The organism is Ruegeria sp. AL12 (assembly GCF_056540885.1).
In genome coordinates, this window is the sequence record NZ_JBQFXN010000016.1 from 1 (window position 1) to 19,953 (window position 19,953).

Annotated in this window: 19 protein-coding genes; 10 read left to right on the plus strand and 9 right to left on the minus strand. The window is 57.9% G+C overall.

Annotated elements, in window-relative coordinates; all coding sequences use genetic code 11:
• Nucleotides 1-486: 486 nt before the first annotated feature.
• Entirely contained in the window at nt 487-2,106 is a 1,620-nt protein-coding gene (locus tag ACR0C6_RS20215) for a GMC family oxidoreductase (protein ID WP_480447667.1), read from the plus strand.
• Nucleotides 2,107-2,111: 5 nt separating this feature from the next.
• On the opposite strand, the gene ACR0C6_RS20220 is transcribed toward ACR0C6_RS20215, so the two are convergent.
• Entirely contained in the window at nt 2,112-2,957 is an 846-nt protein-coding gene (locus ACR0C6_RS20220; protein ID WP_480447668.1) for an SDR family oxidoreductase, read from the minus strand.
• Between the two features lie 88 nt (nt 2,958-3,045).
• On the opposite strand from ACR0C6_RS20220, the gene ACR0C6_RS20225 reads away from it, so the two are divergent.
• The gene (locus tag ACR0C6_RS20225; protein ID WP_480447669.1) at nt 3,046-3,678 is read left to right on the plus strand and encodes a class I SAM-dependent DNA methyltransferase; all 633 of its coding nucleotides are present in this window, start codon (nt 3,046-3,048) and stop codon (nt 3,676-3,678) included.
• 52 nt (nt 3,679-3,730) lie between these two features.
• Here ACR0C6_RS20225 and ACR0C6_RS20230 read toward each other — a convergent pair whose 3' ends face one another.
• Nucleotides 3,731-4,486 (minus strand): class II aldolase and adducin N-terminal domain-containing protein, encoded by a 756-nt coding sequence (locus ACR0C6_RS20230; RefSeq protein ID WP_480620857.1) that lies wholly within the window; start codon nt 4,484-4,486, stop codon nt 3,731-3,733.
• 112 nt (nt 4,487-4,598) lie between these two features.
• On the opposite strand from ACR0C6_RS20230, the gene ACR0C6_RS20235 reads away from it, so the two are divergent.
• From ACR0C6_RS20235 to ACR0C6_RS20255, 5 genes are all read left to right on the plus strand, one after another.
• Nucleotides 4,599-5,468: a LysR substrate-binding domain-containing protein gene (locus tag ACR0C6_RS20235; RefSeq protein WP_152459676.1), complete on the plus strand. Its 870-nt coding sequence runs from the start codon at nt 4,599-4,601 to the stop codon at nt 5,466-5,468.
• A gap of 108 nt (nt 5,469-5,576) precedes the next feature.
• The gene (gene ade, locus ACR0C6_RS20240) at nt 5,577-7,379 is read left to right on the plus strand and encodes an adenine deaminase (protein WP_480620858.1); all 1,803 of its coding nucleotides are present in this window, start codon (nt 5,577-5,579) and stop codon (nt 7,377-7,379) included.
• Nucleotides 7,376-8,839 (plus strand): AMP nucleosidase, encoded by a 1,464-nt coding sequence (locus ACR0C6_RS20245; protein WP_152459674.1) that lies wholly within the window; start codon nt 7,376-7,378, stop codon nt 8,837-8,839. The genes ade and ACR0C6_RS20245 overlap by 4 nt, the downstream gene beginning before the upstream one ends.
• Nucleotides 8,840-8,969: 130 nt before the next feature.
• Nucleotides 8,970-9,257 carry an HU family DNA-binding protein gene (locus ACR0C6_RS20250; protein ID WP_117871130.1) on the plus strand — a complete coding sequence of 96 codons (288 nt, stop codon included), beginning with the start codon at nt 8,970-8,972 and terminating at the stop codon, nt 9,255-9,257.
• A 327-nt stretch (nt 9,258-9,584) separates the two neighbouring features.
• Nucleotides 9,585-10,073 carry a CHAP domain-containing protein gene (locus ACR0C6_RS20255; protein ID WP_480620860.1) on the plus strand — a complete coding sequence of 163 codons (489 nt, stop codon included), beginning with the start codon at nt 9,585-9,587 and terminating at the stop codon, nt 10,071-10,073.
• A 201-nt stretch (nt 10,074-10,274) separates the two neighbouring features.
• Here the strand turns inward: ACR0C6_RS20255 and ACR0C6_RS20260 are convergent, their stop codons facing one another.
• A complete protein-coding gene (locus ACR0C6_RS20260) occupies nt 10,275-11,471 on the minus strand; it encodes a BCCT family transporter (RefSeq protein WP_480620874.1) in 1,197 nt (398 codons plus the stop codon).
• Nucleotides 11,472-11,653: 182 nt separating this feature from the next.
• Between ACR0C6_RS20260 and ACR0C6_RS20265 the strand changes: the two genes are divergently transcribed.
• Nucleotides 11,654-12,541, plus strand: a complete 888-nt coding sequence (locus ACR0C6_RS20265) for a DMT family transporter (protein WP_480620862.1) — start codon at nt 11,654-11,656, stop codon at nt 12,539-12,541.
• Here the strand turns inward: ACR0C6_RS20265 and ACR0C6_RS20270 are convergent.
• Nucleotides 12,517-13,038 carry a glutathione peroxidase gene (locus tag ACR0C6_RS20270; protein ID WP_480620864.1) on the minus strand — a complete coding sequence of 174 codons (522 nt, stop codon included), beginning with the start codon at nt 13,036-13,038 and terminating at the stop codon, nt 12,517-12,519. The genes ACR0C6_RS20265 and ACR0C6_RS20270 overlap by 25 nt on opposite strands.
• A 145-nt stretch (nt 13,039-13,183) precedes the next feature.
• Here ACR0C6_RS20270 and msrB point away from each other — a divergent pair, with 145 nt between their 5' ends.
• Entirely contained in the window at nt 13,184-13,630 is a 447-nt protein-coding gene (msrB, locus tag ACR0C6_RS20275) for a peptide-methionine (R)-S-oxide reductase MsrB (RefSeq protein WP_170345953.1), read from the plus strand.
• Nucleotides 13,630-14,142, plus strand: a complete 513-nt coding sequence (gene msrA / locus ACR0C6_RS20280; RefSeq protein WP_152459670.1) for a peptide-methionine (S)-S-oxide reductase MsrA — start codon at nt 13,630-13,632, stop codon at nt 14,140-14,142. The genes msrB and msrA overlap by 1 nt, the downstream gene beginning before the upstream one ends.
• Before the next feature lie 39 nt (nt 14,143-14,181).
• Here the strand turns inward: msrA and ACR0C6_RS20285 are convergent, their stop codons facing one another.
• The 5 genes from ACR0C6_RS20285 to ACR0C6_RS20305 form a co-directional block, all read right to left on the minus strand.
• Nucleotides 14,182-16,185 carry a hydantoinase/oxoprolinase family protein gene (locus ACR0C6_RS20285; protein WP_480620866.1) on the minus strand — a complete coding sequence of 668 codons (2,004 nt, stop codon included), beginning with the start codon at nt 16,183-16,185 and terminating at the stop codon, nt 14,182-14,184.
• Nucleotides 16,186-16,257: 72 nt separating this feature from the next.
• Nucleotides 16,258-17,295, minus strand: a complete 1,038-nt coding sequence (gene queG / locus ACR0C6_RS20290; RefSeq protein WP_480620867.1) for a tRNA epoxyqueuosine(34) reductase QueG — start codon at nt 17,293-17,295, stop codon at nt 16,258-16,260.
• A gap of 75 nt (nt 17,296-17,370) precedes the next feature.
• Nucleotides 17,371-18,036: an FtsZ-binding protein FzlA gene (gene fzlA, locus ACR0C6_RS20295; protein ID WP_152459944.1), complete on the minus strand. Its 666-nt coding sequence runs from the start codon at nt 18,034-18,036 to the stop codon at nt 17,371-17,373.
• 58 nt (nt 18,037-18,094) lie between these two features.
• A complete protein-coding gene (gene mtgA, locus ACR0C6_RS20300; protein WP_171640519.1) occupies nt 18,095-18,829 on the minus strand; it encodes a monofunctional biosynthetic peptidoglycan transglycosylase in 735 nt (244 codons plus the stop codon).
• Between the two features lie 39 nt (nt 18,830-18,868).
• The gene (locus ACR0C6_RS20305) at nt 18,869-19,783 is read right to left on the minus strand and encodes a Hint domain-containing protein (protein ID WP_171233493.1); all 915 of its coding nucleotides are present in this window, start codon (nt 19,781-19,783) and stop codon (nt 18,869-18,871) included.
• Nucleotides 19,784-19,953: the final 170 nt, after the last annotated feature.

Genomic DNA, 19,953 nt, shown 5'->3' on the forward strand with positions numbered 1-19,953 from the left:
CGGTCTCTCCCGAGCGTCTCAACCGTCTTTCCAGTCCGTCAGGCCGTCTCTCCGACCCGTCAGCACCGCCTCAGCAGCGCCGGTGAAGGGGTATTTACGGATTAGGTCTGAGACCTGCAACCCCCATTTTCAAAAAACTTTGCATTTTGCGTCGTTTTCTTGTGTTTGTTAACCAAAACAATAAGTTACCTTAACAAATCAAGAACTCCATGCCGCCTGGAACGTGCGGATATCCCAAGAAGGAACCACAAAACTTGCCCTTGCGGGGGAATCGAGAGGTTCGGCAGACAGAAACGACCTGCAAAACCTTTTTGCACCTTTCGTGCAGCCCGGACCTGACCATCAAGAAAAGGTTGGGTTACGCAAAAAACTGACTTTGGGTCACAGTTGTTTTTTTGCTCCGTTAACGCACTCTCACCGGGAAGGTGGTAACCCTGCCCGACCAGTCAAGAAAACGAAATCGTCGCAAGAGGTGCGCAAGACAGCATGGAATTCGACTATATCATCGTAGGCGGCGGTTCGGCCGGTTCTGTTCTGGCCAACCGCCTGAGCGAAGATCCATCCACAAATGTCTGCCTGCTTGAAGCAGGTGGCGGTGGGAAAAGCCTTTTCGTTAGAATGCCTGCCGCTGTTGTGACCGCACTTCCCGGGCGTCCAAGGATCAACAACTGGGCCTTTGAAACGGTCCCGCAGCCTGGTCTGAACGGGCGCAGAGGATATCAACCGCGCGGCAAGGCACTGGGCGGCTCGAGCGCGATCAACGCGATGTTGTATGTAAGAGGTCAGCGGCAGGACTATGATGGCTGGGCCGATCTGGGCTGCGACGGCTGGGACTGGGACAGCGTATTGCCGTATTTCAAACGGGCCGAGAACAATGAGCTTGGCGCAGACAGCGTGCATGGTGACAGCGGGCCGTTGCAGGTTTCACGCCAAAAAGAGCCTCGTCCAATCACCCATGCGTTCATTCAAGCCGCACAGCAGCTGCAACACCGCCATACCGAAGATTTCAACCGGGGTGATAACGAAGGCGTCGGTCTGTATCAGGTTACCCAGTTTCACGACCCGGCAAAGAATGGGGAACGGTGTTCTGCGGCGGCTGGTTACCTTTTTCCAGTTTCCGACCGCCCAAACCTGACGGTCATCACGCATGCACATGCCAGCAGGCTGCGCTTTGAGGGTAGGCGCGCAACGGGCGTTGTTTACCGGGTGAAGGGCAAGGGCGCAGACATCACCATCCGGGCGAAGCGCGAAGTCCTGCTGTGCGCTGGTTCTTTGAAAACACCGCAATTGCTTCAGGTTTCAGGTGTTGGCGCAAAAAGCGACCTTGAACCGCACGGAATCGCGGTTCACCACGAACTGCCTGGCGTGGGACGGAACTTGCAGGATCATCTGGATTTCGCGTTGATCTTCAAGACCACAGACACCGACAATTTTGGTATAGGCCCTGCGGGGGCAGCGCGGTTGTTGCGACATATTCGAAGATGGAGCAAGACGGGCGTCTCGATGGCGGCTACGCCATTTGCCGAAGGCGCAGCGTTTCTGAAAACCACCCCCGATCTGGAGCGTCCCGACATTCAGCTGCATTTCACCATCGCAATGGTCGATGATCATGCCCGCAAGCTGCATTACGGGTACGGGTACAGTTGCCATGTTTGCAAGCTGCGGCCGGAAAGTCGGGGGACCGTAGGCCTGAACAGCGCAGACCCCACGGCGGCGGCCGCCATCGATCCGGCGTTTCTGTCAGACAAACGCGATCTGGAAACCATGATCAAAGGCGCGCGAATGGCGCAGGATGTCCTCAACGCGCCAGCTTTGGCCAAGTACCGGCACAAAGAACTGTTCGGCACCGATACCGCCCAGACCGATCAGGATTGGGAGAAGCACATCCGCGCCCGCGCCGACACGATCTATCACCCCGTGGGCACCTGCAAAATGGGCGTGGACGAAATGGCGGTCGTCGACCCCCAGCTTCGCGTGCGCGGGCTTGAAGGCCTGCGGGTCGTCGATGCCTCGGTGATGCCGACATTGGTGTCGGGCAATACAAACGCACCCACCATCATGATAGCCGAAAAAGCGGCGGACATGATCAAAGCGGCGGCGATGTAAGGACGCTACTTGCCTTTCATCAGGGCTTCCAGCCCGACACGGTAATTGGGATAGATCAGATCAATACCCAGTTCTTCTTTGATCCGGTCGTTTCGAACCCGCTTGTTTTCGTTGTAGAAACTGCGCGCCATCGGCGTCAGATCGGCGTCGTCGAACCGGACCGCAGGAGGCAGGGGCAAACCCTGCAACTCGGCTGCGTATCCTATGACATCCTGCGGCGGGACCGGTTCGTCGTCACATACATTGTAGATGCTTCCCGGATTCGGCTTCATCATCGAGGCTTCCAAGATCTGCGCGATGTCTTCCACATGAATGCGCGAAAACACCTGCCCCGGTTTGATAATACGCCGCAATCCACCACGCTTGAGCTTGGAAAACGGACCGCGCCCCGGCCCGTAGATACCCGCCAGGCGGAAGACATGAACAGGCAGGCCCGGAATGGCTGACCATTGCTCTTCGGCCAGCATACGCCATCTTCCGCGCTTGGCGGTCGGTGTGGGGGGCGTGTCCTCATCCACCCAGCCACCCTGGTGGTCGCCATAGACGGCCGTTGTCGACAAGTAGCCCACCCATTCGAACTGACTGGACCGCTTGGCAATTTCATCGCCCAGCGCCGCCAGCACAGGATCACCCGCTTCATCTGGCGCCGTCGAGATCAGCAAATGGGTCACCCCATCAAGGTTCGGTGCATCACCCGGCCAGATCAGCGGTTCGGCGCCAGAGGCCCGGATTGCACCCGTCCCTTCACGGTCTCGCGTCGTGCCGACAATTTTCCAGCCCTTCGGGGCAAGGTTTCGGGACAGGGCCTGGGCAGAATAGCCATGGCCGAATGAAAAGAGCGTCTTGGTCATGCCCCTTTGATGATCTGCGTCGTACCGGGATGCAAGCGCCGCATGGACGCACTTGAATCGAATCTTCGATTGCGCCTTTCTGTTGGTCATGAGCAAAAAAACACCTGACCTGCATTCGGCCTATGCGCTGAGTTCTCCGGACGAGAACAGACAGCTCTATGCGGAATGGGCCGGAGATTATGATGACGGTTTCGCCGCGCGCGAAGATTATCAGCTTCACACCCACACGGCGCGGGCATTTGTCGGCGCGGGTGGTCAGGGGCCCGTTCTGGATGTCGGGGCAGGAACCGGCCTGTGCGGCGCGGTGCTGTCGGCGCTTGGCGTCGGACCCATTGATGCAACCGATATCAGCGCCGAGATGCTGGATCAGGCGATGCGCAAGGACATTTACCGGGACGCGATCGAGGCTGATCTGACACAGGGCATCCCCGTTCCGCGCCACAGCTATTCCGGCATAGTTTCATCCGGGACGTTCACACATGGTCATTTGGGCCCCGAGGTGTTGCCCGCGCTGTTACGCGTGGCGCGGCACGGGGCACAGTTTGCCCTTTCGATCAATGCGCGCCATTTCAAGGAACTGGGTTTTGCTGACGCTTTCCGTGATTTGGAACAGGATCAGATTCGCAACCTGACCCTGCCCGAAGTCCGCATATACGGGGATCTCGCGGCTGGCCCCAACAAGGGTGACACCGCTTTGATCGCTTTGTTTGAACGGGTTTGAGTCCGGTTATTCGGATACAATCAGGCCACCCGCCTCGACCTTGCGCTTTGCCTCAGGTCGCGTAGTCCGAACTTTCGGAATCAAGGATCGCTTTGATCTCACGCAGGTGCGCTTCGGCCTGATCGGGATAGTCATCCAGCTCTTGCGCTGTTTTTTCGGCAATCTCATCCGACAAGACACGCAGGGGCAGCCCGGTCTGCAAGGCACGAATGTAGGTTTCGGCCGCGCGTTCGAAATAATAGAGCCTGTTGAAGGCATCCGCAGGGTCGCTGCCGATGACCAGAACACCGTGATTGCCCATGATCATGACCTTCTTGCTGGGATCGGACAGCATCCCGGCGCAGCGTTCACCCTCACTTTCAAAGGCCAGACCTCCGAATTCTTCATCTACCACGTAGCGGTTGTAAAAGGTCGCCGTGTTCTGATCGATCGGCGGCAATGAACTGTCGGCCAAAGAGGCCAGAACAGTCGCAAAGATCGAATGCACATGCATGACGCAACGCGCATGCGGGCAGTGGCGGTGGATTGAACCGTGCAGCCCCCAGGCCGTCGGGTCCGGCGCGCCAGGTTGTTCCATCACATTCGGGTCATTGGCATCCAGCAACAATAGATTCGAGGCACGAATGCGCGCGAAGTGCACCTGATTGGGGTTCATCAGAAACTGCGTGCCGTCATCATTCACCGCCAGGCTGAAATGGTTGGCAACCGCCTCATGCATGTTCAGCCGGGCCGTCCAGCGGAAGGTGGCGGCCATATCCACGCGCTCGGACCAATGGTCGATATTGGGACGAAGACTGGTGAGGCTCATGCTTGGCTCCTTTCGCGGCTGGTCGTGGCCAAACCTGCATGGGGTCCGGCAGTTTGACCAACGAAAAAAACGCAACTATCCCATTAGCTGAACTTATACCGAGGTTATGTAGATGCAGAACTCGCTTCCTCCGCTGGGCTGGTTGCGCACTTTCGAAGCCGCCGCACGCCATCTCTCGTTTACCGGCGCGGCACGAGACCTGAACATGACGCAAAGCGCCGTCAGCCAGCAGATTAAATCTCTGGAAGGGCATCTGGGGCAGCCACTGTTTCTGCGCCGCCCCAAAGCTCTGGAACTGACCGAGGCCGGAATCACCTATTTGCCAGTTGTGCGAGAGGCATTCCGGACACTGATGCGCGGAACCCGGGCGGTTACCGGCGCGCAACCAAACGCGGTTCAAGTGCAATGCAACATCAGCTTTGCCGTCAACTGGCTGGCCCCGCGCCTGCCGGCGTTTCGGGCGGAACATCCGCATGTTCAATTGAACGTCTTCACCGAGCTTTGGGAACCGCGCGAAATGGCCGAAGGCGCAGCGGTCGAGATTCGGTTCTCGCTCCGCCCGTCCGACACGGTCCGAACTGAAATTCTGCGTACCGAACACTATTATCCGGTCTGCGCACCAGATTATCCGGTATGCTTGGAAAACCTTCAGGAACAGCCACTTTTCGACTGCTCCAACCTGCTGTCCAACTGGCCAAGTTGGGCGGAAGATCAGGGTCTGAATTGGGGAAATCCGCCGATAACCTACGCGACGACCTATCTGGTTTGCCTGTCAGCGGTCATGGCTGGCGGTGGTCTTTGCCTGGCACATGACACGATCGCCAGTCATCTGATCAAGCGCGGTCAGCTGGTCGCACCGTTCAAGCACCGTGCGCGAATGCCCGAGTCCTACTATCTGCTACTGTCCCCACAGGCCGAGGACACACCCGGCGCCGTGGCCTTTGCCAACTGGGTGCGGCGTGAGATCGGGTCTGAGGTGTAAAGGGAAACGCGCGCGCCAGAACCAAAAGACGTGCCCAACATGTATGAGGAATCCCCAACACCGAAGAACCGGGGTTGCACCCGCTGACGCATTCGTGAAAGTTGAGCCATGGAATACACACCTTTCCCAAGCTGGCCCGATGTCGCCCCCAAATTGATCGCAGTTGCAGCCGGACGCGAGGCGGCGGACATGGTCATTCAGGGCGGAATCTGGGTGAACGTACACAGCCGCGAATTGTTGCCCGATCATTCTGTGGCGATTGCTGCCGGGCGCATAGCATTCGTCGGACCGGATGCCTCGCATTGCGTGGGTCCGGATACGGAAATCATCGATGCACAAGGGCGCTACATTTTGCCCGGCTTGTGTGATGCGCATATGCATATCGAATCCGGAATGCTCACCCCAGCCGAATTCGCCCGTGCCGTCATCCCGCATGGAACCACCAGCATGTTCACCGATCCGCATGAGATCGCCAATGTGCTGGGTCTGGACGGCGTGCGCATGATGCATGACGAAGCCATTATGCAACCGATCAATATTTTCACCCAGATGCCATCCTGCGCGCCATCCGCACCGGGGTTGGAGACGACGGGCTATGAAATCACGCCCGAAGACGTGGCCGAGGCGATGAACTGGCCAGGTATCATCGGACTGGGCGAGATGATGAATTTCCCGGGCGTGATCCATGGTGATCCCAAGATGCTGGCCGAGATTGCAGCCACTCAACGGGCCGGGAAAACGGTCGGAGGGCACTATGCTTCGCCTGATTTAGGGCCTGATTTTGCGGCTTACGTCGCGGGTGGCCCGGCGGATGATCACGAAGGTACATGCGAGGCCGACGCCATTGCACGGGTTCGGCAGGGGATGCGCTCGATGATGCGTCTGGGGTCGGCCTGGTATGATGTGGAAAGCCAAATTACGGCCGTGACAGAAAAAGGGCTGGATCCGCGCAACTTCATTCTGTGCACGGATGACTGTCATTCCGGCACATTGGTGAATAACGGGCATATGAACCGCGTCGTGCGCCATGCCATTGCTTGCGGATGCGACCCCCTGGTCGCGCTGCAAATGGCGACGATCAACACGGCAACGCATTTCGGGCTGGAACGCGAGATCGGTTCCGTCACTCCAGGGCGGCGGGCGGATATCATCCTCAGCTCGGATCTGACCGAACTGCCGGTTGAGATGGTGATAGCCCGCGGGCAGATTGTCGCGGAAAACGGTGCAATCAAAGTGGATTGTCCACATCTCAACTGGCCCGAAAAATCGCGCAATACCGTTCATCTGGGGCATGCGCTGACGTCGGCCGATTTTGAGATCAAGGCACCGGAAGGGGCCAACAAAGTTCAGGCCAACGTCATCGGCGTGGTGGAAAACCAGGCCCCGACCAAGGCATTGAAGGCCGAATTGCCAATCATTGGCGGGCTGGTCGAGGGCGAAGGCGAAGTGTGCCAGATCGCGCTGGTCGAGCGGCACCAGGCCACCGGGGGCGTCACCAACGCTTTTGTTTCGGGCTTTGGCTATCAGGGAAAAATGGCCATGGCCTCGACCGTGGCGCATGACAGTCATCACATGATCGTCGTCGGAACGGACCGGGATCAGATGGCGCTGGCCGCCAACCGTCTGGCCGAAGTGGGCGGTGGCATCACCTTGTTCCGAGACGGGCAGGAACTGGCACTGGTCGAGCTGCCCATCGCAGGCCTGATGTCCGACAGCCCCGCCGCCGAAGTTGCGGCCAAGGCCGACAGGATGGTGCAGGCGATGCAGGACTGCGGCTGTCATCTGAACAACGCGTACATGCAGCATTCATTGCTGGCGCTGGTCGTGATTCCCGAACTTCGAATATCGGATCTCGGGTTGGTCGACGTACGCACATTCGAAAAAATAGAACTTCTGGAACCATTGGCATGACCACACTCCTGACACCGCAAGCACCCGCGCCAGAACAGTTTACCGATCCCGCCGCCGCTGTTGCACGGTTGGAAGAGCTGTACGTGCAGGCCACCGATTTCCTGTGCGACAGCTTTGCAGATGCCATGGAAAATGGGGCACCTGCCGCACGATTCAGAGCCTATTATCCGGAAATTCGCATCAAAACCTCGACCTATGCCCAAGTCGACAGCCGCCTGAGCTTTGGTCATGTGTCTGAACCTGGTGTTCATGCCACGACGGTGACGCGCCCGGATCTGTTCAGATCCTACCTGACCCAACAGATCGCCCTGTTGATCAAGAACCATGGTCAGCCTGTAACAATTGCGGCGTCGGACACGCCGATTCCGGTGCATTTTGCCGTGGCAAACAATCCCGATCTGGTCGTGCCTCATCAGGGCGCAGCCGACTTCACCCTGCGCGATGTGTTTGATGTTCCGGACCTGACAACCACCAATGATGACATCGTCAATGGCGTGCATGACCATGAAGATGCCGTTGGACCCTTGTCCCTTTTCACCGCCCAGCGCGTGGATTATTCGCTTGCCAGATTGGCACACTACACCGCCACCGATGCTGGTCACTTTCAGAATCACGTGTTGTTCACGAACTACCAGTTCTATGTCTCGGAATTCGAGAACTACGCCCGAGAACAATTGGCGGACCCTGCCAGCGGCTATACCAGCTTTGTTTCAACCGGCAATGCCGAGATCACGGACCCAAAGGCACCTATCGAACAACCGCTGAAACTGCCGCAAATGCCGACCTATCACCTGAAGCGCAAAGATGGTTCGGGGATTACTTTGGTGAACATCGGTGTTGGCCCATCCAATGCAAAAACCGCCACCGACCATATTGCCGTTCTGCGCCCGCACGCGTGGCTGATGGTTGGCCATTGCGCCGGGTTGCGCAATACGCAGGCATTGGGCGATTTCGTTCTGGCCCACGCCTATCTGCGCGAAGACAAGGTTCTGGATGACGATCTGCCCGTCTGGGTGCCGATCCCGCCTCTGGCCGAAGTTCAGGTGGCGCTGGAACACGCCGTGGCCGAGGTGACGAAACTGGAAGGGTATGAGCTGAAACGGATCATGCGGACCGGCACCGTGGCTTCGGTCGACAACCGAAACTGGGAACTGCGCGATCAGTCCGGCCCGGTCCAGCGACTCAGCCAATCCCGGGCAATCGCGCTGGATATGGAAAGTGCCACCATTGCCGCAAACGGCTATCGGTTCCGCGTTCCGTACGGCACTTTGCTGTGCGTGTCGGACAAACCCCTGCACGGAGAATTGAAGCTGCCAGGCATGGCGTCTTCGTTCTATACCACTCAGGTCAGCCGACATCTGGCCATCGGCATCAAGGCGATGGAGCATCTGCGCGGCATGCCGTTGGAGCGTTTGCACAGCCGGAAACTGCGCTCCTTCGACGAAACGGCCTTCCTCTGACGCAAAAAAGCAACGTTTTCCCCATATTTTTAGGGGTTTCAGCGCTACTATTCGTTGTGTTTGGCCACAATATCCCGTTACAGTTACGCGGTGAGGCCCTATAGATCGGGCACGTTAAGGAGACCAAGAAATGGCAAAGCCTATGACAAAGACTCAGCTGGTTGCTGCTCTCGCTGAGGAAATGGGAACCGACAAGAAATCCGCAAACTCCGCGCTGGAGGCCATCACCGGCCTGATTACCCGCGAAGTTTCGGCCGGTGGCGCAGTGACCCTGCCCGGCGTCGGCAAAATCTACTGCCGCGAGCGGCCCGAGCGTCAGGTTCGTAACCCGGCCACTGGTGAAACCTTCACCAAAGAAGCCGACAAGGTTGTGAAAATGACCATCGCCAAAGCGCTGAAAGACAGCGTGAACGGCTGATTTCAGCTTTTCAGGACAACGATAAAGGGCCGCCTTCGGGGGGCCCTTTTTCTATCGTCTTGAATATGTTGTGCCTTCCGGGTTTGAACCCGCTTCGCACAGCATGTTTCGGCCCGGATATTCGCCACCCAAGTGAAAATGCGCCTTCAGGGTCAGAGAACTGGCAAAATCTTGCCGTGCGTTGACGGGCCTCTTTTCAAGGCTTGTCCGATCACCTTACACCTTCGTCAATCTTCGAACCGGCAATGAAGTATCTTGCAAAAAAGCGTCTGTAGAAAGAAAACGATTTGGCCGCGCTTGTCTGGCAGCACCCGTTCCGCGATTGCGGTGGGTCTTATCACTCTTGTCTCTGCCTGCGCGCAAAGCACCACCAATGAAAATCTCGACCCTGAACGTCAGTTGATGGCGCTGCAAGAGGTCTCGAAAAAGCGGGCCAGAGGGCAAAGAGTATGGTGCGTGCCCTACGCCCGAGACCTCAGCGGTATTGAAATTCGCGGCAACGCGAAGGACTGGTGGGGAAGGGCACAGCAAGTGTTTGAGCGCGGCAAGGAACCGGTTGTTGGTGCGGTTATGTCGTTTCGGGCGACCCGCGGAATGCCCCTGGGCCATGTGGCTGTCGTATCCGATATCGTCACCGACCGAGAAGTCATCGTGAATCATGCCAACTGGCACCAAAACAAGGTGTCGTTGAAGATGGGCGTCAAGGATGTCTCAAAAAACAATGACTGGACGTTGGTTCGGGTTGAAAGCCAGCCGGGCCGCTACGGCAATCCCTACCCGGTAAACGGGTTCATCTATCCGGCGGTTGACGAGTAGCCTTGCCCAACTTCATTTCACGGGCGGGTTGATTGCAACGCGGGCAACATTCCTTTTGATCGTACCGTAAAGGCAGCCGCCGCCCGGGTTGGGATGTCGCGCGTCTGAAAAGACCGCAGATTGTCCAAAGCTGCGATATTGTCGGTAAAAATAGAAACGGGCACCAGAGGTGCCCGTTTCTGTTCCGTGTCTCTGGTCCGGTCAGTGGACCGTTTCAACCTTGTGGAAGTCCAGATCACGATCTTCTGGCATCGAGTCGATGCTCAATACCTCCTGGCGTTTGGTGATCAGGATATAGACGACACAAGCCAGATACAGTCCAACCACGACCGCTCCGATCCACTGGATTTGCAGCCACTGGCTTTGGAACAGCAGGGTCAGGACAAATAGCAGTGCGACGTTGCCAGCCACATAGATCGCCTTTCCGAACCGCTCGACAGTCAGGTTCAGGTTGTCTGTGTACAGACGGATCAGCGAATCCAGAGAGTTGATCACGAACGTCACACCCACGATCACCATCGCAATGTTGGTGATGCCAGCGGTACTGATGCCGTTCAGGTGGTAATAATAAAGTACGGTGAACCAGATCCCCAGCGGGATCGACGGGAAGATCAACAGCGCCGCCAGCAACTGCCACGTGGTCAGACCACCCACAAAGCGCGACGTAAACTGTCCAATCATGATCGACCATGCAAACCACCAGAACAGGTAGAACGCGTGATAGTCGGTCAATGGCAGGACGAACTTGTGCAGGTTGGCGAAATAGGCACTGATATTGCTGCCGGTTTCCACGAACCCGGTCACGCCCATACCTGCGGCTGCCCACATACCCAGAATCAGGGCAAGGAACAGAAAGGTTGAACCGACGGACAGGATGCGAACGTATTTCAGATCGGTCGAGGAATAGGCCGCTGCCAGAATGACGACAAACACGATGATATAGAAGGTGGTGACGACGGATTCGCCATCGCCGACCTCGGGCAGATAGCCGGGCAGGTAGATCAGGAACAGGCTGGCGGTGAAGGCGCATGTGCCGATGATCACCACGTTGTTGATCAGCTTGACCAGCGGGATCTCAAAGAACTTCACGCGGGGTTCGATCACGCAGAAGTAGAAAGCCGTCAGGAAGTAGAAGGCCCAGATCAGAAAACCCCAGAATCCGAATTCGATCGCCAGCGGGTTGGCAAAGGCATAGGCCGGGTCCTCGGCGTATCCTCCGAATTCGGTCAGTGGAAACATGATCAGGCCGACATCCAGGCCGGATGTGAACAGAATCGCGATGAACGTGAACAGATGAACCGGTGTCACGCCGACACAGCGCAGGTTCCACCATTTCACGACGAAGAAAGCGACCAGCCCCAATGCCAGCAGGACGCCGAACGATAGAATGTACTCCAGAAGCACCGACAAACCTCCCTTGATATGTCAGGTCCTGTCGCCGATATCTTTAATTGGCCAGTCAATCAATAAAATCATGCGCAAGACTTTTCTTGCATCACGCATGTGTCTTTTTTGACGCGCACCGCTTGCGACCGATCCCAAAATCAGGAACAGTCCGCGCAAAGTGACAGGGGGTCTCCATGGATCTGCGCGCCATAGCCATGGGGCTGACATTTGCCCTGATCTGGTCATCTGCCTTTACCTCGGCGCGTATTATCGTAGCGGATGCGTCCCCTCTGTTTTCGCTGGCCTTGAGGTTTCTGATCTCCGGTGTTCTGGGGGTCATGATAGCTCGCGCGATGGGGCAAAGCTGGCACCTGACCCGAAACCAATGGCGCGCAGCGATATTGTTCGGGATCTGCCAAAATGCCCTGTATTTGGGTCTGAACTTCTATGCGATGCAAACGGTCGAGGCTTCGGTCGCGGCCATAATCGCATCAACCATGCCCTTGTTGGTGGCGCTGGCGGGGTGGTTGATTTTCGGCGAAAAGCTGCGGCCACTGGGTATTTTGGGCCTGTTCGCCGGTTTCACCGGAGTCGCCCTTATCATGAGCAGCCGGATCAGCGCGGGCGTTGATATGTTCGGGGTCGCGCTTTGCGGTCTGGGTGCTCTTGCCTTGACCTTTGCAACCTTGGCCGTTCGCGGTGCAACATCCGGCGGGAACTTCATGATGGTCGTTGGCTTGCAGATGTTGGTTGGTTCAGCCGCGCTGTTTGCGGCTGCTCCGGTCTTTGAAACCATCTACATCCACCCGACGCTGCCACTGGCGCTGGCCTTTAACTACACGACTCTTTTCCCCGGATTGCTGGCGACACTGATCTGGTTCCTGCTGTTGGACCGAATCGGAGCCGTTCGAGCCGCCACCTTCCACTTTTTGAACCCTGTGTTTGGCGTCACCATCGCGGCGATCCTGCTGGGCGAGAAGCTCGGCGCCATGGATGCGGTTGGCGTCGCGGTTACAACCCTTGGCATTCTTGCGGTTCAGCTTTCACTCCAGCCCGTTCAGGGCAGCAAAGCCTCGACCTGAGACAGCAGTTTGCGGGAATCGGGTTTTACATTTGACCCGAAAGTCGCCGCGACTTCACCCTCAGGATCGATCAGGATTTTGTTGAAGTTCCACTTGGGCGTGAACCCGGTCTGCGCGGCAACGGCCTTATAAAACGGGTGGGCGTCAGCCCCTTTGACCGGAGTGATATCCGTCATCGGTAAAGTCAGCCCATAGTTCATCTCGCAGAACTGTTTCACCTCTTCCGCGGACCCAAGTTCCTGATTGAACGAATCCGACGGAACCGCAAGAACGACCAGCCCTTTGCCGGAATAGTCCTCATGCACCTTTTGCAGCGCCTGGTATTGCCCGGTAAACCCGCATTGTGACGCGGTGTTGACCACCAGGATGGGTTGGCCGCGCCACTCTTCGATGGCCAATGTGCCTCCGTCGATCGAGTCGAACTCACCGGTCAGCGGCGCCGCCTGAACGGCGCGGCCCAGCAAGATCAGGGCAGTCAAAAGCAGCAATCTCATCATGTCTTGTCCTCCCTTTAATTCCGATACGTGTGACCCTGTTGTTCAGATCACTTGCACGACTGCGAGAGCGGTTTGAAATATCGCTTTGCTTTCCACCCCGCAGCCCCCAGATAATGGCGCAAACACTTTTTCAGCCGGAGGATCCATGACTCGCTATACCAAAGACCCCACGGCCATTGCTGCGCTTTCACCCGAAGAGTTTCACGTCACCCAGCGCAGTGGTACAGAACGTCCGGGCACCGGGAAATACCTGAACAACAAGGAACCGGGCATTTATGTGGATATCGTATCAGGTGAACCGCTGTTTGCCTCGACCCACAAATACGAATCCGGATGTGGTTGGCCCAGTTTCACCAAGCCGATCGTGCACGAACATGTCGAAGAGTTCCGCGATACCACGCATGGCATGATCCGGACCGAGGTTCGCTCGAAACACGGCGACAGCCATCTGGGGCATGTCTTCCCGGACGGTCCGCGTGAACATGGCGGTTTGCGGTACTGCATCAACTCTGCCTCTCTTCGGTTCATTCATCGGGATGAGATGGAAGCCGAAGGGTATGGCGAATACCTGATTCATGTGGAGGATATCTGATGACCGAGCAACGCGCTGTACTGGCCGGGGGCTGCTTCTGGGGGATGCAGGACCTGATCCGCAAACTGCCGGGCGTGTCGCGTACGCGTGTCGGCTATACCGGCGGTGACGTGCCCAACGCGACCTATCGCAATCACGGCACCCACGCGGAAGGGATTGAGATCTGGTTCGATCCGTCTCGGATCAGCTATCGCGACCTGCTGGAATTCTTCTTTCAGATCCATGACCCGACCACGGTCAACCGTCAGGGCAACGATATCGGCATGAGCTATCGATCCGCGATCTACTACGTGGATGACACCCAGAAACAGGTGGCCCTGGACACCATCGCCGACGTGAATGCCAGCGGCTTGTGGCCCGGAAAAGTCGTGACCGAGGTCGAACCTGTCGGAGAGTTCTGGGAAGCCGAACCAGAGCATCAGGATTATCTGGAGCGGATTCCGAACGGCTATACCTGCCACTTCCCGCGTCAGGATTGGGTCCTGCCCAAACGCTCCAGCGCAGCAGAATAAAGCACCACCTGCCCGGCCCCTCTGAAGCTTTCAGGGGGGCTAGCCTGCGGCCACCCGTGGACGTCCGCTTGCCTCGACCGTGATCAGGGCCTCGACAAAAACATCCTTTGCCTCGACTCGCGCGGTTTTGATGTCACGATCTACGATCACGCGAATGTCTTCTGCGCCGGCTTCTCGTACTGCACCCTCTACTTCGGACATCAAAACCTTTTCCAACAGGGCCAGAGCGTCCTCTGACGCGGCGAAGTCCTTCGGGCCATCCTCCAGATGCACACGATATCGCCCTTCCGCCGGGGATGTGACCGTGCCCGAGCGACGCAAGGTCAGCCGCCCCACGACAGCACCAATCGCATTGGCCACGCCCGCATGTTCCGGCAGGATCATCCGGCAATGCAACCGCTCACCTACGGCAGGGTAGTAACTGGGGGCCGACGCGCCAAGGCCTACCACATCCACATTCAAAGCAGCACTCAGCGACAGCAACCCACGGTGTTGTGCCAACCCGCGCTGTGTCAGCACATGACGCGCCAAGTCTTGCGAAGGCAAACCAAAACCAACCTGTTCTTCCTCAAAAGCAGCCTCTAACAAGGTCAAACTGGTCTGTTCCGTCAATTGATCCACGATCATCTGGGCCAGCGCTTCGGGAGAGTTTGCCAACATATCCCCTGACCCGACCCGTTTGCGTGCCATCAGTTCCAATGCCTTGCGTGCCGCATCGACATCCCAGGCACGAACCCTCCCCAACACGTGGCTGGCATCAGATGGCGTAACCCCAGACACCTGGATGATTCCGCGATCGACCAGGCGCATCAGCGCCCCGTTCTCCATCCGCGACCGCAGCAAGGCGCTCAGGGGCAGAACGCGATCTCCCAGCCTCTCCAGCAGGCTTTCTTCCCGCGCGCCGACTCCTTCGGCATGGATGCCGGGCACGCGGCGGGCAAAACGCGTATCATGCTCGCCCACGGTCGTGGCCCGCAATTGTTCATCCAGTACGGAATGCACAACATCGGGCGCTTCTGATGCAATCAGCGAAACGGGCAACACGCGACGCGGGCCCAGGAACACACCGCCCCGCAACCCTTCGGTCGCAACTTGCACCTGACTGTCGCCGCCCAGACCGTGGGTTCGCATCGCCACGGCCTCGACCATGGTGCGAAACCCACCCACCTGCGCCCCGGCCGGGTCGATCGCGGGCTTTCCGTCCCGGATAAGTGCCACATCAGTGGTTGTTCCCCCGATGTCCGAGACCAGCGCATTGTCCGCTCCGGTAAGCCATCGCGCCCCGACGATAGAAGCCGCAGGCCCGCTCAGAATAGTCTCGATCGGCCGTTCCCGGGCCTGTTCCGCGCTCATCAGGGCGCCATCGCCGCGCACCACCATCATCGGCGCCGAAATTCCCAGCGCATGCAGCTGATCCTGTGCACGCCCGATCAATCGGTCGATCATCCCGATCAGCCGCGCATTCAGCACAGCCGTCACCGCGCGTTTCGGACCATTGAGTTTGGCGGACAAGTGATGCGAACAGGTCACCGGCGCCCCGGTTCTTTCAGAGATTATGCGCGCCGCTTCCAACTCATGCGCCGGGTTGCGGGTGGCGAACTGAGCAGCAACCGCAAAGCCGGAAATTCCTTTATGCAAATCCAAAAAGGCCTCAAGCGCCGCGATATCCAATGCGGCCGCCTGGCCGCCGGAATGGGTATGCCCACCGGCAATCACCAGGGCCGGATCGCCCTTCAACGCCTCTTTCAGCCCGTGTTTTTCAAGATCACTGTCCTTGAACCCGATATAGATCAACGCGACACGGCCACCCTGCCCCTCGACCAGAGCATTCGTGGCCAGCGTCGTCGACAATGACGCCATCGAGATCTGATCCGGTGTGACCTGCGCCTCTGCCAGTACGGACGAGATCGCCTTGCCCACACCAATCGCCAGATCCGCCCGGGTGGTCAGCGACTTGGCCGAGGCGATGACTTCTTTCTCATCCCTGATCAACACCGCGTCGGTATAGGTCCCGCCCGTATCTACCCCCAAAGACAACGTCATCGGGTCCTCCTGTCTGTTCGCTGCGGATGGGTTTAGCGGTTATGCACGACACGTCCAGCCTGTTTGCGGCAATTATGACAGTTGTTCCACCGCCCAGCACGCCGCATCTGCCACGGTCTCATCCGGGTCTTCCAACAGACGCTGAGCCACTGGTTTCAGTTTCGGCTGTCCCGAGTTTCCAATGGCATACAGAACGTTGCGCACGAACCGGTCCCGGCCGATGCGTTTGATCGGCGAGCCGGAAAACTTTGCACGGAAACCGGCATCGTCCAGCGCCGCCAGTTCTTCCAAGCCGGGCGCTTTCAGATCATCTCGGGCGGCATAGCGCATATCGCTCGCTGCGACGGCAAACTTGTTCCATGGACAGGCCGCCAGACAATCGTCGCAGCCATAGATCCGATTGCCCAACTTACCGCGCAGCTCATGGTCCACCGGGCCTTTATGCTCGATGGTCAGGTATGAAATGCACCGCCGTGCATCCAGTTGATACGGGGCAGGAAACGCATCGGTCGGGCAACTGTCCAGACAGGCGCGGCACGACCCGCAATGATCGATCTCTGAATTGTCCGCCGGCAGGTCCAGAGTAGTGAAAACAGACCCTATAAAGGCCCAGTTTCCCCATTCTCGGCTTACAAGATTGGTGTGCTTGCCCTGCCACCCCAGTCCGGCGGCATATCCCAGCGCCTTCTCGGGAACAGGCGCGGTATCGACAAATACTTTTACCTCACCTCCGGCTTCGGCAATCAGCCATCGCGCCAACCGCTTCAGCCGCTTCTTGACCAGATCATGATAGTCCTTGTTCTGCGCATAGACCGAAATTGCACCACGATCCGGGTGATTCAGGATCTCCGTCGGGTCATGTTCCGGCGTATAGCTTTCGGCCAACATGACCACCGATTGCGCCTCGGGCCAAAGAGCGGCAGGATCGCCACGCCAATGCGTGCGCTCGGCCATCCATCCCATTTGCCCGTGGTACCCGGCGTCCAGATATGCCCGCAATCGTTTCGGCACCTGTGGAACATCCCAGGGGCGGCACACGCGACAGGCAACAAACCCCTCTGCCTGGGCTTGTTGCACCAGCTTTTCCTTAAGATCCGATCCGCTCTTCATCTGGCCAAAATATCCTCGGGGGGAATCGCGCCCATGGCGCGATGGGGGGCAGACAGCCCCCCCTTGCGCACCCTATCAGAAATCCAGGTCAGCGTAATGGGGCGGCGGTCGGAACCCTGGCACCTGATCCGCCAGAATCGACCGAAATGCCGGTCGAGACTTGATCTTGGCGTACCAGTCCTTGACCACCTGGCTTCGGTTCCAGTCCACGTCCGAGATGTAGTCCAGCGAAGACAGATGCGCCGCCGCCGCAAAATCCGCCAATGTCATCTGATCCCCGGCCAACCAACGGCGGTGATCCAGCAGCCACGCCATGTAATCCAGATGGTATTTGATCGCCTTGGCACCCTGTTTGACATTCTTGCTGTCCGGATACCCCTGTCCCGTGACCTTTTTGTTCACTCGCTCATACAACAGCTTCGATGTCACCTCGTGGTGAAACTTGTCGTCGAACCAACCGACCAGCCGTCGCACTTCAAACCTGGCTTCGGGGGTTTTCGGCATCAAAGCTGGCTCAGGACGGGTTTCTTCGATGTATTCGCAGATCGCCGCGCTTTCCGACATGATCTGCCCGTCCAGACGCAACACGGGTACTTTTCCTGCCGGGTTGCGCCGCAGAAAATCAGGATCCTGTTCCCAGTATCGCTCTTCTACCAGCTCAACCTCGATCTTCTTCTCCGCCAGCGACAGACGGACCTTGCGACAATACGGAGAGAGGGGAACGTGAAACAGACGCGCCATGGACTTCCATTCGAACCAGTGAATACCCGACAGATTTAGCCTTGGCAGATAGCGGGTTTCAATCCTCGAAACAATCCGCGCGACCATCTGCGCGGATGGTGGCCGCCCCATCGAGGATCGAAGCCGCCCGTCTGCGGGTGCGCGCAGTCGGATCCGTGACCGACCGGTTGCGCGGGGACGGCAGGATTGCGGCAATCCGCGCCGCTTGAACCGAAGTCAGCTTTGCCGCGCTGGTGTTGAAATAGCGTTGCGCGGCGGCTTCCACCCCGAACACGCCATTTCCCGTTTCGGCGACATTCAGATACACCTCAAGAATACGCTGTTTGCTCCAGAATATTTCAACCACCGGCGTGATCGAGGTTTCCAATGCCTTGCGCACCCAGCTGCGGCCCTGCCAGAGGAACACGTTCTTCACCACCTGTTGCGTGATGGTCGAGGCACCACGATTGCCGCCATCCTCAAGCGCATCGCGGATGGCTTCGACGTCAAAGCCCCAATGCAGGCAGAAATTTGCGTCCTCGGCTGCAACAACTGATCTTGCCATGATCGGTGCCATGTCTTCGATCGGGACCCATTCGCGTTCAACCTTTCCCAGCCGGCGCCATTCCGACCAGATGGTGTGGGTGACAGGAGGGTTCACCACCGAATAAATCAGGACCAGAGCAACCACGAGGCCCAAAACCGCCATGATCGCTCGCGTTACCCAGCGGCGGATCTGCCGCGCCACTGGTTCCTTCTTTCTGGATGCCTTGCGTTTTTTTCCGCCGGATTTGCGGGCTGCTTTCTTCGCCATGTCTCAGCTATACGACGCAAGGTTCCGGTTTGAAACGGCCTAAATCGCGAAAGCGCGCGCCTCGCGTGGATGAACGATCGGGCGCGCGGTTTTCAGCGACATCGGATCAAGCCCGGTCAACTCGGGAAACAAGTGCAGCACTTCGCTTTGCGTTTCCCGATCCGAAGCCGACAAAGCGTGCCCGGGATAATAGCTTTCGCTTTTTGCTCCGTTGGCGAAAACAATCTCATGCTGTTTGAACAACAGGTGGAAATATTCAACCTCACCGCCCTCGACCCGTTTCACAGTGTCATCGTTGACCAGAGTATGCGCCGGAACCAGCGCTTCGGTATGGCCGAACAAATAGGACGCCTGCCAGTCTTCGATCAGCATCCGGTGCTGCGGTGAAACCAGCAAGGGGCGATCCAGACCAAACACCCCGGCATCGAAACGGATTGGGGCCAGTTTGCCTTCGGCTGCGACGGTTGTACATCCGACCCAAATCAAGGGTTGTGGTCCGTGATCCACCGTGATGACCAGATCACCAGCCTTCAAATCCTCAACCGCGCGTTCACCTTCCGGTGTGGCGATCATGGTCCCGGCCGTAAAGCACGGCGGCCCAAGGTTACCGACATTCAGCGGGCCTGACGTGTTAACAAAAGTGGTCGACACCAGCGTTCCGGGCTGCAGAACCTGGCCGTCTGTGGGGGTGAAAGCCCGAGACCCATCGGCCAGGTAGAACGTGGTTCCTGTATAGGTCACGTTCCCAACGCCTGACACGTTGATCGTTACAGTATCGCCTGGCCAGGAATTTGTAACGTCTTGACCGTTGACCGTGTCACCACTGGGCGCGTCAATAAGATTGTCATCATTCGCATCAGTCAGGGTGAAATTGCTGACCGCGACGGCCGTTCCCGCTGGTGGCGGGCTTGCGGGATCAAAGGTGAAGAACTGATCGCGATATGTCGTTGGCATACTGTTGCCCCTACTCTGTCACCATTAGAAACCGAAACAGGCAATGGCTATCACTACAAGGTGAAAAAAGCATGGCGAAATTCGGAAGAACAGGCAAGAATCCCACCGAAACCGCACAAAATCTGTGGCCCCGCGTGCTGCAAATGGCACGCGGGGCCGGTTTTTTGGTG

Coding starts and splice junctions, on each gene's coding strand:
- ACR0C6_RS20215 (WP_480447667.1), top strand. CDS start 487: ATGGAATTCGACTATATCATCGTAGGCGGCGGTTCGGCCGGTTCTGTT.
- ACR0C6_RS20220 (WP_480447668.1), bottom strand. CDS start 2,957: ATGACCAAGACGCTCTTTTCATTCGGCCATGGCTATTCTGCCCAGGCC.
- ACR0C6_RS20225 (WP_480447669.1), top strand. CDS start 3,046: ATGAGCAAAAAAACACCTGACCTGCATTCGGCCTATGCGCTGAGTTCT.
- ACR0C6_RS20230 (WP_480620857.1), bottom strand. CDS start 4,486: ATGAGCCTCACCAGTCTTCGTCCCAATATCGACCATTGGTCCGAGCGC.
- ACR0C6_RS20235 (WP_152459676.1), top strand. CDS start 4,599: ATGCAGAACTCGCTTCCTCCGCTGGGCTGGTTGCGCACTTTCGAAGCC.
- ade (WP_480620858.1), top strand. CDS start 5,577: ATGGAATACACACCTTTCCCAAGCTGGCCCGATGTCGCCCCCAAATTG.
- ACR0C6_RS20245 (WP_152459674.1), top strand. CDS start 7,376: ATGACCACACTCCTGACACCGCAAGCACCCGCGCCAGAACAGTTTACC.
- ACR0C6_RS20250 (WP_117871130.1), top strand. CDS start 8,970: ATGGCAAAGCCTATGACAAAGACTCAGCTGGTTGCTGCTCTCGCTGAG.
- ACR0C6_RS20265 (WP_480620862.1), top strand. CDS start 11,654: ATGGATCTGCGCGCCATAGCCATGGGGCTGACATTTGCCCTGATCTGG.
- ACR0C6_RS20270 (WP_480620864.1), bottom strand. CDS start 13,038: ATGATGAGATTGCTGCTTTTGACTGCCCTGATCTTGCTGGGCCGCGCC.
- msrB (WP_170345953.1), top strand. CDS start 13,184: ATGACTCGCTATACCAAAGACCCCACGGCCATTGCTGCGCTTTCACCC.
- msrA (WP_152459670.1), top strand. CDS start 13,630: ATGACCGAGCAACGCGCTGTACTGGCCGGGGGCTGCTTCTGGGGGATG.
- ACR0C6_RS20285 (WP_480620866.1), bottom strand. CDS start 16,185: ATGACGTTGTCTTTGGGGGTAGATACGGGCGGGACCTATACCGACGCG.
- queG (WP_480620867.1), bottom strand. CDS start 17,295: ATGAAGAGCGGATCGGATCTTAAGGAAAAGCTGGTGCAACAAGCCCAG.
- fzlA (WP_152459944.1), bottom strand. CDS start 18,036: ATGGCGCGTCTGTTTCACGTTCCCCTCTCTCCGTATTGTCGCAAGGTC.
- mtgA (WP_171640519.1), bottom strand. CDS start 18,829: ATGGCGAAGAAAGCAGCCCGCAAATCCGGCGGAAAAAAACGCAAGGCA.
- ACR0C6_RS20305 (WP_171233493.1), bottom strand. CDS start 19,783: ATGCCAACGACATATCGCGATCAGTTCTTCACCTTTGATCCCGCAAGC.